The following is a 12,729-nucleotide window of genomic DNA, read 5'->3' as shown; positions in this document are numbered from 1 at the left end:
GAGCGGCATCAGGCGGCGTCGCGCCGCGCCGCTGCGTCGAGCCAGCGCACGAAGCGCCGGACCTTGTCGGTCTCGCGCTCGTCCTCGCGATAGGACAGGAAGTGGGTTTCGCGATGCAGCGGCGCGAACGCGCCGTCGCCGAGCAGCACGAGATCGCCGCGCGACAGCTCGCGCTCGGCCAGCCGCGTGGTTTCGAGCGCCACGCCCATGCCGTCCACGGCGGCCGACAGCGCGAGCGCGGCGCGATCGAACGAGGGCCGCGCGCGGGCCGGCAGCGCGATGCCGTTGCCGGCGAACCAGTCGGCCCAGGTGATGCGGCTCAGTTGCGAATCGATCAGCGTGAGCCGGCGGATCGCCTCGCGCGGATCGACGCCGTCCTGCAGCAGCGCGGGCGAGCACATCGGCGCGATGCGTTCCGCGCCCATCGCCTGCGTGACGATGGCCGGGCGCTCGATGGCCTGGCCGTAGGAGATCGCGACGTCGATCTCGCGGTCGCGCGTCATGTCGATCGGGGGCGCGCCCGACGACAGGCGGATCGTGATGTCGGGGTTGTCGCGCATGAACTGCGGCAGGCGCGGGCCGAGCCATTTCGCGGCGAAGCTCGGCGCGCTGTGCAGCGCGAGCACTTGCGCCGTGGGCGCGAGGCTCACCTCGTTGCAGGCGGCCTCGATCACGTCGAACACGCGGCCGAGGTTGTGCTGGAGGCGCGCGCCCTCGGGCGTGGTGTCGACGGTGCGGTTGCGGCGCACCAGCAGGCGGCGGCCGAAGTGCTCTTCGAGTTCGCGCACCTGGTGGCTGATCGCCGATTGCGTCAGATGCAGCTCCTCGGCCGCGCGCGTGAAGCTGCGCAGGCGCGCCGTGGCTTCGAAAGCCCTAAGCAGAACGAAGTTCGGGATGCGGCGCATGCGCGTCTCCAGGTATGAATGTGGTTCATGTTTGTATGAACAGCGTTCGTTTGTCAACGCGATCGGCGCGACAGACGATGACGGTATCGGCGGCGCGGGACAGGCAGTGGGAGGCCGCGCCGCCTCTCTTCACCCCACTATGCGAAGGAGGCAATCTCATGTCCACAGTCGCCGAACGCCCGGCCGAATCGATCGTCAAGCCGGGCAAGGTATCGATCTACCAGCCCGATCAGGAAGGGCTGATCTTTCCCGACCTGCCGACGTTCGAATCGCACGCGGCGCATCGCCAGCATCTGAAGGAACGGCTCGTCGCCGCGTGCCGCGCGTTCGCGCAGCACGGCTTCGATTACGGCTTCGCCGGCCACCTGACGATTCGGGATCCCGAACATCCGGGCCTGTACTGGACCAACCCGATGGCCGTGCATTTCGCGCAGGTCAAGGTGTCGAACCTGATCTGCGCCGATCACGAGGGCAAGGTGGTGGAGGGCGAATACGCGATCAACCGCGCGGGCTTCGTGCTGCACGCCGCGGTGCACGAACAGCATCAGGACATCGTCGCGATGTGTCACGCGCACACCGTGTACGGCACCGCGTTCGCCGCGCTCGGCAAGCCGCTCGCGCCGATCTCGCAGGACGCCGCCGCGTTCTTCGAGGATCACGTGGTGATCGGCGAGGAGGCGGGCAAGGTGGCGGTGGAAGTGAAGGGCGGCAACAAGGTCGCCAACGCGTTCGCCGGCGTGAAGGCCGCGATCCACCAGAACCACGGGCTGCTGACGGCGAGCCGTCACAGCATCGATTCGGCCGCGTTCTGGTTCATCGCGCTCGAACGCTGCTGCCGCCAGCAATTGATGATCGAGGCCACCGGCATCGTGCCGAAGGAAGTGACGCCCGAGCGCGCGCGCTACAGCCGCGAACACGTGGGCAGCGAATACATCGGCTGGCTCCACTTCCAGACGCTCTGGAACGATCTGGTCGCGACGCAGCCGGACATGTTCGACTGATTCCCGCCGGTCGAACCCCAGACCGGCCGGCGGAGACGATCCTCAGAAGGCGCCCGCCCGGCCGGCCATCGCAAGGCCCCTCAGGAGACAACCATGAGTTCCCCCAGCCCTGCCGCGTATATGGAAGGCGGCGAGTCGTCCGCGTTCGCGAAAGCGACCGTCCGGCTCGTGCCGTTCCTGTTTCTCTGCTATCTCGCCGCGTATCTCGACCGCATCAACGTCGCGTTCGCGAAGCTCCAGATGCTGACCGATCTCGGCTTCGACGAAGCGATCTACGGCTTCGGCGCGAGCGTGTTCTTCATCGGCTATCTGCTGTTCGAAGTGCCAAGCAATCTGATGCTGCTGCGTGTGGGGCCGCGACGCTGGATCGCGCGGATCATGGTGACCTGGGGGCTGCTGTCGGCCGGCATGATGTTCGTGCACACGGCCACGCAGTTCTACGTGATGCGCTTCCTGCTCGGCGTGGCCGAGGCGGGCTTCTTTCCGGCCATCGTGCTGTATCTCACGTACTGGTTTCCGCCGTCGCGCCGCTCGAAGGTGACGGCGCTGTTCATGACGGGCATTCCGATGTCGGGCGTGATCGGCGGGCCGCTGTCGGGCTGGCTCATGACGCAGCTCGGCGGCGCGCACGGCATGGCCGGCTGGCAGTGGCTGTTCCTGCTGGAAGGCGTGCCGACCATCGTGCTCGGCGCGATCGCGTTCTTCTTCCTCGACGACAAGGTGGCCGACGCCAACTGGCTCGACGCCGACCAGAAGGCCGCGATCGAGCGCAAGCTGCGCGAGGAAGCGCCGAAGGGCGCGCTGCATTCGGTGACCGACGGCCTGTTCAGCCCGAAGATCCTGCTGGTCAGCGGCATCTACTTCTTCTACACGATGGGGCTGTACGGCGTGAGCTTCTGGCTGCCGACGCTGATCAAATCGAGCGGCGTGTCGAACCCGCTCAACGTGGGGCTGCTGAGCGCGATTCCGTATGCGGCCGGCGCGATCGCGATGGTGCTGGTCAGCCAGAGCTCGGATCGCAGCGGCGAGCGGCGCTGGCACCTGATCGTGCCGGGGCTGGTGGGGGCGCTCGGGCTGGGCCTGAGCGTGGCGTTCGCGCATTCCACCGCGCTGGCGCTGATCGGCCTGACGATCGGCACGATGGGCGTGATGACCACCATCTCGCAGTTCTGGGTGCTGCCGCCCGCGTTTCTCGGTGGCGCCGCCGCCGCCGCGGGCCTCGCGCTCGCGAATTCGGTCGGCAGCATTTCGGGCGTGGTCAGCCCGTCGCTGATCGGCCTGATCAAGAACGCGACGGGATCGGCCGGCGCCGGGGTGCTGGTGCTGTCGGCGAGCCTGGTGGTGGGTGGTGCGCTGGTGTTGCTGGTGCCGCCCGCGCTGGTGAATTCGCGCCGCACGCGGGCTTGAAACGGTTCGTTCGCCTGATGGTTCGGCGCTGCGCGCCGGCGGGTTTCGCATCCGCCGGCGCGCGTGCGTTCAGGCCACCGCCTCGGCCATGTTGCGCACGAGGTTCTCGCGCGCATATTCGGTGTGCTGAATGCTGAGCTTCGCGGCCAGCTCCTCGTCGCCCTGCGCGATCGCCTCGGCGATCGCCGCGTGCTCGTCCCAGACCGTCTTGCGCTGGCCGGCCACCTGATGCACGGCACCCATCACGCGGCGCAGCAGCATCCAGTGCAGGTGCGCGTTGTCGACGATCAGCGGGTTGCCCGAGGCGGCGTAGATCGCGCTGTGGAAGGCCATGTCGGCCTCGATCATCGCCTTGATGTCCTCGCCCTTCGAGAGCTTGCGGCCCGCGGCGATCAGCGATTTGTCGAGCTTGACGCGCTTGCGCGCGGCGAGCCGGGCGGCGAGGCTGTCGAGCGCGCCGCGCAGCTCGTACAGATGGCCGATGCGCTCGGCGTCGAGCGGCGCGACCTGCAGGCCGCGGCCCGGCGCGTCTTCCACCAGGCCATCCTTCTTCAGCAGGCGGAACGCCTGCAGCACCGGCGAGCGCGACACCGAGAGCTGCTCGGCGATTTCTTCCTGGACGATGCGGGTGCCCGGCGCGATCGAGCCTTCGGTGATGGCATCGCGCAGCACGCGATAGACCTCGTCGACGTAATCGGTGCGCGCCTGGATTTTCAAGAGTTTCGCTGGCATGGTCACGGCATCTATGGATACAGAATACCGTTAGCTTACCAGCCCGGATGCGGGGGCGCGAAGGGACGGCGGCCAGGCGGTGCGCCGGCCGCTTGCGTTGCGTCAGCCCGGAGCGGGGCGAGGGGTATTGGGGCCCGGCGGCTCAGTGGGCGGGAAGGCAGCAGAACCAGACGGGCAGGTCGTCCGCGCTGGCGGTTGCAGCGGCGTAGAGCCGGCCGGTCTTGATCGTGTCGGCATGGTACGCGGCGCGCACCGCGTCGAGGCAGCCTGCGAGATCGCCGCCGCGCGCCTGCTGCACGAACACCAGCGCGGCGGCCGCGCGGAAGCGCCGCGCCTCGGCCACGGCGAAGCGCATGTCGTCGAGCAACTGGCTGGCCTCGCCGCCGCGCGCGTCGCGCACGAAGATCGACAGCAGGCCGGCCGCGGCGCGCGCCAGAATCCATTCGGCCTCGACGCCGCCGAGCGAATCGCGCTCCAGCGGCACGTACGACAGCGTTTCCGGATCGGCGAAGCCGTCCTGCGCCTGCAATGCCGCGCGCGCCGGCGCGGGCACGCCGCCGTGCGCCCATTGCGCGAGCGGTGCGGCCGGGCGCTGCGCGCGGGCGAACGAGAAGCCGGTTTCGCCGAGCAGCAGCGGTTCGTTGCGGTCGGTGCTGGGGGAACGGCCAAACAGGCAATCCGGCATCTTCATCGCGCGTCCTCGGCGGTGAGCCAATCGTGGGGAGCAGAGCGGCGGGATCGTCGTGATGGGTCGGTGAAATTGTCTACCGAATGCCGAACTCTGTATCCAGAGAATAGCGGGGCGGGTGTTGCGTGGACATCGGGAGAAACACGCAGCGGCTGTCGGCACCTCGCGAACCACCTCGACGATCACGGTGTCATTCATGCCGCGGGCATATCCGCTTGATGCACATCAGCGCCGTTTCAGCCCTCGCGCGCTATGCTAGCGAACACATGAACTTCGCATATTGCGAAGTTCGCGTTTTGCGAATACACTCGTTTCCGCGTATGCAGCATCGGCGTTTGCCATGATTCATTCCGGGCGCGACCCCTGTTACGGAGAACGTCATGAACGACGCCGAAACGTTTGACAAGGAACGCCAGCATGCGTGTCATTTCGAAGACGGCAGTCGATGAATTCATTGCCAAGCACCCTGTAACGAAAAGTTCGCTTCAGATCTGGTACACCCTGGCGCTGAAGTGCAAGGCCGACGATCTGGCCAGCCTGAAGAAGACATTCGGTACCGTTGATTACGTTCCCGCCTGCTTCTATGTATTCAACGTGGGAGGCAACAAGTGTCGAGTCGTTGCCGCCATTCATTTCGATCGGCAAAAGTTGTTCATCCGCCATGTTCTGACGCACAAGGAATACGACGCCTGGACCGGGAAGAATAGAAAGAAATGAAAACTCAACGCCTCTCGGGCGGTTTTCCCGCCATTGCCAAAACCTGGTCGGCCTTGCAGGAGCAAGTCTTTCTCAAGCCGATTCGCGATGAGGACGATCACCGCAAGATGGTCGCGCTGGCCAACGAACTGGCCGATCACCTACATCTCGAAGAAGACGACGGCCCGCTGCACGACCTGTTCGATCTGGTCACCGACCTGATCGAGGGTTGGGAATCCCGACAGATGGCATTGCCGAAAGCCGAGCCGCGCGACGTGCTTCGCTATCTGCTGGAAACGCATGGCCTGAAGCAAAAGGATCTGGCCGACATTGCATCGCCGACGTTGATCAGCGATATCCTGGCGGGCCGTCGCGAGATCAGCAAGAAAGTCGCGAAAGCGCTGGCCGAGCGCTTCGGCACCGACATGAGCGTATTCGTCTGAGCCTAACGGGCGACGCTGCGTTCCCCCAGATCCCACCACACCCCCGCCATCATCATCAACCCCTCCCGCGCCACGTTCGCCAGCATGTGCTCGTCCGGCGCATGCTGCGCGCAGCCCGGATAGGAGTGAGGCATCCACACGGTCGGCAGCCCGAGCACGTCCGAGAACACGTGGTTCGGAATCGAGCCGCCGATGTTCGGCAGCACGCGCGGCGCGCGGCCCAGCGTGGCTTCGACCGAGCGCTCGACGAAGCGCACCCACGGATCGTCCGGGCTCAGCCGCGTGGCGGGCGAGCGGTCGCCGAGCGCCACCTGCACGTCCGGGAAGCCGAGGCTGTCGAAGTGCGCACGCAGCAGCGCGTCGAGCCGCGCCCAATCGGTGCCCACCACGAAGCGCAACTGGCAATGCGCCCGCGCGCTCGGCGGAATCGCGTTGACCGGCGCGGCCGGGTTGCCGGCCGTCATCGCCAGCACCTCGAACGCATTCCAGCCGTACAGCTTCTCGCTGCGGCTCAGGCCCGGCTCGCCCCAGCCGTCGTCGATGGCGGGCGCGCCCGGTTGATCGTCGAGCGTCACGTCGGCCAGGCGCGCCCTGACCTCGGGTGGCAGGCTCGCGGGCTTCAGCCCGGCCAGCCGGATCGCGCCGCGTTCGTCGGCCAGCGTGGCCAGCGCGTTGGCGAGCCGCAGCGCCGGGTTCGCGAGCAGGCCGCCCCAGTTGCCGGAGTGATAGCTGCGCTGGCGGCTCTCGATCGACAGTGTGAAGTTGATGAAGCCGCGCGAGCCGAGGAACAGCGTGGGCGTGGCGGCATCCACGCGCGGGCCGTCCGAGGCGAGGAACCGGTCGGCCCGCAACTCGGCCGCGTGCAGCGCCGCCACCTCGGCCAAGCCCGGCGAGCCCACTTCCTCGCCCATTTCCATCAGGCATTTCAGGTTGAAGCCGAGCTTGCCGCCGCGCGCTTGCAAGGTCAGCGCGAGCGCGGCCAGATTGACCGAGTGTTGCCCCTTGTTGTCGGCGGTGCCGCGCCCGTAGAGGCGGTCGCCGACCACCTGCACGCGCCACGGTTCGAGGCCGGGCGCCCAGTTGGCGTCGTCGCCGCGCACCACGTCGCCGTGGCCGTAGATCAGCACGGTCGGCAGCTCGGGGTGCTCGATGCGCGAGGCGAACAGGAACGGCGGCGCGCCGTCGACCGGGTTCTCCCAGATTTCCGATTTGAAGCCGAGCGCGGCGAGGCAGGCGGCGGTGTCGCCGGTCAGGTAGGCGAGCAGTTCGTCGTGGCGCTCGGGGTTCTGGCTTTCGGTGCGCGCCGCGACGCGGCGTGCCAGTTCCAATGTGTAGGCTCCCGAATCGAAATGGCGGGCGGCAGCGGCGATCAGCGCGTCGCGCGAGGCGGCGGACGAGGCGGGAGCGGTGAAGTTGGCGTTCATGCTGGGCAGGCTGGTGCGCGCCGCGTGCGGCGGGCGTGAGCCTGCCGGCGCGGCGCGTCGGTTGGGAAGGACGGGGAGCGGGGCTTTGAGGCTTCAGTGGTGGAAGAATTGCGCGACGACGCTCGCGACCAGGAAGCTGCCCGCGTTGGCGCAGAACGACACCAGCACGATGCGCCAGCCGAGCTTGCGGAACGCGGGGATGTCCTTGGCGATCGACAGGCCGGCCAGCGTCAGCATCGGCGGCGTGACCGACAGGAAGTCGAGGTGATTGCTCAGCGCATTGACGCTGGCGGCCACCGGGCTCCACGGCGAGGTCAGCGCCATCGCCACCAGCGACACCACGCACACGGCCGGCAGCCGCCCGCCGATCAGCTTGACGAGCACGTCGTTGACGGCCAGCACGGCGAGGATGATCAGGATGCACGGCACGCTGTCCATCGGGTTGCCGCCCGTCAGGATCGCATTGCAGACGATCGACACCGCGCCCACCACGAGCCACGCCACCCATTTCTCGACGCTCGAATAGGTGCCCTCCTTGGCGTCGGACGCGTCGACGCGGTCGCTCGCGGCCGACGAGGCGCGCGTGGTGCGGCCGATCTTCGGTTCGAGGAACCGATAGAAGCGCACGGCGCACGGCAGCGAGATGAACAGCGTGAAGTACACGCCCACCGTGCTCGTGATCAGGTTGCTGGCGGCCGCGAAGGTGGCGACCTGCTTGGCCACTTCGGGCGTCTGCTGCGCGGCGATCGCGCCCGAGGCGGCGGCCATCATGCTGCCCGAGCCCACGCCCGCGCCCATCGCCAGCGCGATCGGATCGAGGATGCCGAGCGAGGCGATGAAGCCGGCCAGCAGCGCGATGAACACCGCGCCGAAGATCGTGCCGGTCAGGTATTCGGCCAGCACGCCGCAGCCTTCGGGCGAGTTCATGCCGTAGCGGTCGCCGATGATCGCGAGGCTCGGCTCGCGGCCCACCGAGAACGTCGCGCCGATCGCCTCGCGCTTGATGCCGAGCAGCAGCGCGAGCGGCAGCGCCACCAGGATGGTGCCGAGAAAGTGGCCGAACTCCTGGAATGCGAGCGCCCAGCCGGCGTGCATCACCTTCGGCAGCGACCAGCCCACCATCAGGCCGAGCTTGGCCGTGAACATCAGCAGCGCCGGTTGCAGCAGCGCGCCGGCCTTGAATTGCAGCTCCGCATCGAAGCGCGCGATGCCGTGCTGGCGCGTGCCGATCACGCCCACGATCGCACCGAGGATCATGGCCCAGACCATCGGCAGCAGCACCACCGTGCCGATCCCGAGCTTGAGCTTCAGCGGGCCGATGAGCGATGCACCGATGGCGATCGCTGCGACGAAAACGACGAGCCGGGCGAGCTGCCCCTTGGTGCTTGTTACGTCATGCTGAACGACTGAGATGTGTTGCATGGTCTTCTCTCCCTCACCCTGACTGGGACGGCAACCGGGCCGGCGGCCATCTTCGGCGGCGCGCGCGGCGGTCGGTGCGATCGATGCGTGCGTTGCGTGCGTTATGCGGGCTGCGGCTGCGCACCCGCCGCGGCGAACTGCACGATCCGGTTGAAATCCTCGCCGTCGGCGAGGGCCGCCGCGCTGGCCTGCCACACCGCCGCGATGTCGCTGCACACCGGCAGGTCGAGGCCCTGCGCGTCCACCAGCGCCAGCGCGAGCCGCACGTCCTTGCGCATCAAGCCCATCGTGAAACCCGAGTCGAACGCGCCGTTCACGATCCGCGACGGATAGTTGTAGGTCGTCACGCCGCTGCGGCCCGAGCCCGCGTTGATCGATTCGAGCAGATCCGCCACCGGCACGCCCGCCGATTCGGCCAGCTTGAACGCCTCGGCCGCGATCACCAGATGCGAGGCCACCAGCAGGTTGTTGACGATCTTCGCCACGTTGCCCGCGCCCGACGCGCCGATATGGAAGCGCGCCTTCGCCAGCGCGTCGAACACCGGGCCGGCCGCGGCGATGTCGGCCGCGTCGCCGCCGAGGAAGAACGTCAGCTCGCCGTTCTGCGCGCCGCGCGGGCCGCCGCTGACGGGCGCGTCGATGAAGCGCACGCCGTGCTCGGCCAGTTGCGCCGCGAGCCGCCGCGACACCTGCGGGTCGGACGTGCTGGTGTCGACGATCAGCGCGCCCGGCTTCAAGTGCGCGAGCAGGCCGTGTTCGCCGTTGATCACCGCATCGACGATCTGCGGGTTCGGCAGCGACAGCACCAGCGTCCCGCAGCGCCCGGCCACCGCGGCCAGGCTGTCCACCAGCAGCACGCCGGCCTCGCCGGCCAATGCGGCCGAAGCGGGCGACGCGTCGTAGCCGACCACCGCGAAATCCTTGCGCAGCAGCGATGCCGCCATGCCGCGCCCCATGTTACCCAGTCCGATGACACCGATATTAGTCATGCTAAGTACCTGTTTCCTGTTGATCCGGATTGATCGTGCGTTCGCCTCAGGCGCCCGGCGCCGTCGGCAGCCAGATGCTCTTGGTGCGCGTGTATTCGTAGAGCGATTCGACCCCGCTGGAGCGCCCGTAGCCGCTTGAATCGTTGCCGCCGAACGGCGAGGACACATGCATCTCGCGATACATGTTGATCCACAGCAGCCCGGCGTTGATCTGCCCGGCGACGCGGTGGCCGCGTGCGATGTCGCGGGTCCACACCGCGCCGGCCAGGCCGAACTCGCTGTCGTTGGCGATCGCCACCGCCTGCGCTTCCGTCTCGAACGGAATCGCCACGATCACCGGCCCGAAGATCTCCTCGCGCGCCACGGCCATCGCGTTGGTGGCGCCGGCGAGCACGGTGGGCGAGACGAAATAGCCGCCGCTTTGCGGCGCGGGGTTGCCCTGCAGGCAGCGCGCGCCTTCGGCCACGCCCAGCTCGACCATCTCGCGGATGCGGCGCAGTTGCTGCGCGTTGTTGACCGGGCCGATCTCGACGTTCTCGTCGAGCGGCGAGCCGATCCGGTAGCGCGGCAGCCGCGCCTCCAGCAGCGCGATGAAGCGGTCGTAGACGTCCTGCTGCACGAGCAGCCGCGAGCCGGCCGCGCAGTTCTGGCCGGTGTTGGCGAAGCCGGCCAGCAGCGCCGCGTCGGCGGCGCGTTCGAGATCCGCATCGGCGAACACGATGTTGGCGGACTTGCCGCCCAGTTCGAGCAGGCACGGGATCGGGCGCTGCGCCGCCTGCGCGGCGACCTTGCGGCCGGTGGCCGTCGAGCCGACGAACACCACCTTCTTCACGTCGTCGCGCTGGATCAGCGGCTGCACCGTCGACTGGCCGTAACCGCCGATCACGTTGAGCACGCCCGGCGGCAGCCCGGCCTCCACCGCCAGCTTCGCGAACGCGAGCGCCGTGAGCGGCGTCAGCTCGGACGGCTTGAGCAGCACCGCGTTGCCCATCGCCAGCGCCGGCGCGGCGTTCCACACCGCCAGATAGAGCGGCGAATTCCACGGCGTGACCTGCAGCACCACGCCGAGCGGCTCGCGCACCGTGTAGTTGAGCTGGCCGCCCGGCACCGGGATCACGTCGCCGGTGAACTTGTCGGCCCAGCCGGCGTAGTAGTCGAGCATGTCGGCCACCAGCTCGAGCTGGGCGCGCGAGCCCTTGACGATCTTGCCGCTGGTGACCGATTCGAGCTGCGCGAGCGGCTCGGCCAGACGCGTCACGGCCGCCGACACGGCGCGCAGCACGCGCGCCCGGTCGCGCGCGGACATCGCGCGCCATGTCTGCAGGCCGGCCGCCGACGAGCGCACCGCGCGCTCGACGAGCGCCGGATCCGCATCGGCGAACGTGTAGGACACCGCACCGTCGAACGGATCGCGAATCTCGATCGCGCCGCCTTCGCCCTTCGCCATCCGGCCGTCGACGAACGAGCCGGCGCCGTCGGGCACGCCGAGCGCGTCGAGCAGCGCGGCCAGGTGTTGCTGATGAGTCATGTTCGCTCTCCTGAGGATCGGGGCGGTGCGCTTACTTGGCGGCGGCCGCTTCGGCGTCCAGTTCGGCGAACAGCTGCTTGGCGATGCGCGTGCTTTCGCTGCCGGCCGGGATGCCGCAATACAGGCCGCATTGCAGGAAGATCTCGGAGATTTCCGTCTTGGTCAGGCCGTTGTTGAGCGCGGCGCGCACGTGGATCTTCAGCTCGGTCGGGCGGTTCAGCGCGGTCAGCAGCGCGAGGTTGACGATGCTGCGGCTGCGGCGGTCGAGCCCGTCGCGGGCCCAGATCTCGCCCCACAAATGCTTGATCGCGAATTCGCGGATCGGCGCGCTGAACGCGTCGGTTGCCGCCGCCGATTGCGCGACGTAGGCCTCGCCGAGAATCTCGCGGCGCATCTGTTCCCCAATGTCGTAAAGCGTGTCCTGGCTCATGCTGGCTCCGTTGGCTGCGGCGCGTTTCGGTGGCGCCGCGATATCGATGAGCCCAGTCTAGGAACGCCAAAAACCGTGGGGAAGATGGTTTCGCAGCTATCATGATCACGTTTTGTTATCGGGGTAGACCCGGGGTGAACCATGACGCTCGATCAGCTTGAAGGCTTCGTCGCGATCGTCGAACACGGCAGCATCCGGGCCGCCGCGCGCGAATTGGGGCTGGCGCAGAGCGGGCTCACGCAGCAGGTCAAACGCCTCGAGGCGGCGCTGAACACCGAGCTGTTTTTGCGCGGCCATCACGGCATCACGCTGACGCCGTCGGGCAGTTCGCTGCTCGCGCGAGCACGGATCATTCTCACGGAGTGCGCACGCGCCGAGGCCGAAATCGCCGGGCGCGACAAGGAGCTGATCGGCAGCGTGGCGGTGGGCGTGTCGTCGGAGGCGTTCGCGCGGATCCTGCTGCCGGTGGTGGGCGAATTCCGGCGGCGCTTCCCGAAGATCGCGCTGCATCTGGCGAGCGGGCCGGCCAACGTGCTGATGTCGCGGATTCGCGAGGCCAACCTCGATTTCGCGATCACGCTGGTGTCGCAGGGCACCGACATGAGCGACCTGGCGTCCACCGTGCTCGATCCCGCGCATCCGGCCATCGTGTGCCGGCGCGGGCATCCGCTCGAAGGCGCGACGGCGTTGCGCGAACTCGCGCAGGCGGAGTGGGTGAACACGGGGCGCTACGGGCGCTTCGGCGCGCCGGGCAACCGGCTCTACGACATGTTCGCCGAGGCCGGTTGCGAGCCGCCGCGCGTGGCGCTGACGGTGGAATCGCTGTTCGATACGCTGGCGCTGGTGGCCAGCAGCGATCTGCTGTTTCTTGCGCCGGCTTTCGTCACGCAGACGGCCGACTACGCGCGCACGCTGGCCGCGATCGAGATCGGCAACCCGATCCCGCGTTCGGACCTGAGCCTGTTGCAGCGCGCCGACGCGCCGCTGCCGCCGGCCGCGAAGGAACTGGCGGCGATGACGGTGTCGTTCGCGAGGATGCGGCGGCGCGGGCGGGGGTGAACGCG

The 12,729-nt window shown here is 68.3% G+C and carries 13 protein-coding genes; 5 read left to right on the top strand and 8 right to left on the bottom strand.

Features of this window, described 5'->3' with window-relative positions; all coding sequences use genetic code 11:
- Positions 1-8: 8 nt before the first annotated feature.
- A complete protein-coding gene (locus G3N92_RS07475) occupies positions 9-905 on the bottom strand; it encodes a LysR substrate-binding domain-containing protein (protein WP_206126824.1) in 897 nt (298 codons plus the stop codon).
- Positions 906-1,063: 158 nt separating this feature from the next.
- Here G3N92_RS07475 and G3N92_RS07470 point away from each other — a divergent pair, with 158 nt between their 5' ends.
- Positions 1,064-1,906, top strand: a complete 843-nt coding sequence (locus tag G3N92_RS07470; RefSeq protein ID WP_206126823.1) for a class II aldolase/adducin family protein — start codon at positions 1,064-1,066, stop codon at positions 1,904-1,906.
- Positions 1,907-1,999: 93 nt separating this feature from the next.
- Positions 2,000-3,313 (top strand): MFS transporter, encoded by a 1,314-nt coding sequence (locus tag G3N92_RS07465; RefSeq protein WP_206126822.1) that lies wholly within the window; start codon positions 2,000-2,002, stop codon positions 3,311-3,313.
- Positions 3,314-3,382: 69 nt separating this feature from the next.
- Here G3N92_RS07465 and G3N92_RS07460 read toward each other — a convergent pair whose 3' ends face one another.
- Both G3N92_RS07460 and G3N92_RS07455 read right to left on the bottom strand, forming a co-directional pair.
- Positions 3,383-4,045 (bottom strand): GntR family transcriptional regulator, encoded by a 663-nt coding sequence (locus G3N92_RS07460; RefSeq protein WP_206126821.1) that lies wholly within the window; start codon positions 4,043-4,045, stop codon positions 3,383-3,385.
- Positions 4,046-4,187: 142 nt separating this feature from the next.
- Entirely contained in the window at positions 4,188-4,736 is a 549-nt protein-coding gene (locus G3N92_RS07455) for a hypothetical protein (RefSeq protein ID WP_206126820.1), read from the bottom strand.
- A gap of 414 nt (positions 4,737-5,150) precedes the next feature.
- On the opposite strand from G3N92_RS07455, the gene G3N92_RS07450 reads away from it, so the two are divergent.
- Together G3N92_RS07450 and G3N92_RS07445 are read left to right on the top strand one after the other, a co-directional pair.
- Complete coding sequence (locus G3N92_RS07450; RefSeq protein WP_206126819.1) at positions 5,151-5,450, top strand: type II toxin-antitoxin system HigB family toxin; 300 nt, start codon at positions 5,151-5,153, stop codon at positions 5,448-5,450.
- The gene (locus G3N92_RS07445; RefSeq protein WP_206126818.1) at positions 5,447-5,872 is read left to right on the top strand and encodes a helix-turn-helix domain-containing protein; all 426 of its coding nucleotides are present in this window, start codon (positions 5,447-5,449) and stop codon (positions 5,870-5,872) included. The genes G3N92_RS07450 and G3N92_RS07445 overlap by 4 nt, the downstream gene beginning before the upstream one ends.
- A gap of 2 nt (positions 5,873-5,874) precedes the next feature.
- Here the strand turns inward: G3N92_RS07445 and G3N92_RS07440 are convergent, their stop codons facing one another.
- The 5 genes from G3N92_RS07440 to G3N92_RS07420 form a co-directional block, all read right to left on the bottom strand.
- Entirely contained in the window at positions 5,875-7,296 is a 1,422-nt protein-coding gene (locus G3N92_RS07440; RefSeq protein ID WP_206126817.1) for a M20 family metallopeptidase, read from the bottom strand.
- A gap of 93 nt (positions 7,297-7,389) precedes the next feature.
- Positions 7,390-8,718, bottom strand: coding sequence for a DUF3100 domain-containing protein (locus tag G3N92_RS07435; RefSeq protein ID WP_206126816.1), 1,329 nt, complete (start codon positions 8,716-8,718; stop codon positions 7,390-7,392).
- A gap of 101 nt (positions 8,719-8,819) precedes the next feature.
- A complete protein-coding gene (locus G3N92_RS35475; protein WP_339385837.1) occupies positions 8,820-9,731 on the bottom strand; it encodes an NAD(P)-dependent oxidoreductase in 912 nt (303 codons plus the stop codon).
- 22 nt (positions 9,732-9,753) lie between these two features.
- Positions 9,754-11,235: an aldehyde dehydrogenase family protein gene (locus G3N92_RS07425; RefSeq protein ID WP_206126814.1), complete on the bottom strand. Its 1,482-nt coding sequence runs from the start codon at positions 11,233-11,235 to the stop codon at positions 9,754-9,756.
- Between the two features lie 31 nt (positions 11,236-11,266).
- Positions 11,267-11,665: a carboxymuconolactone decarboxylase family protein gene (locus G3N92_RS07420; RefSeq protein WP_206126813.1), complete on the bottom strand. Its 399-nt coding sequence runs from the start codon at positions 11,663-11,665 to the stop codon at positions 11,267-11,269.
- 141 nt (positions 11,666-11,806) lie between these two features.
- Here G3N92_RS07420 and G3N92_RS07415 point away from each other — a divergent pair, with 141 nt between their 5' ends.
- A complete protein-coding gene (locus G3N92_RS07415) occupies positions 11,807-12,724 on the top strand; it encodes a LysR substrate-binding domain-containing protein (protein ID WP_206126812.1) in 918 nt (305 codons plus the stop codon).
- Positions 12,725-12,729 lie beyond the last annotated feature (5 nt).

It is taken from the genome of Burkholderia sp. Ac-20379, assembly GCF_017104645.1.
Lineage (GTDB): Bacteria > Pseudomonadota > Gammaproteobacteria > Burkholderiales > Burkholderiaceae > Burkholderia.
The sequence above is the reverse complement of the archived record's forward strand: the minus strand, read 5'-3'. Positions and strand labels throughout refer to the sequence as shown.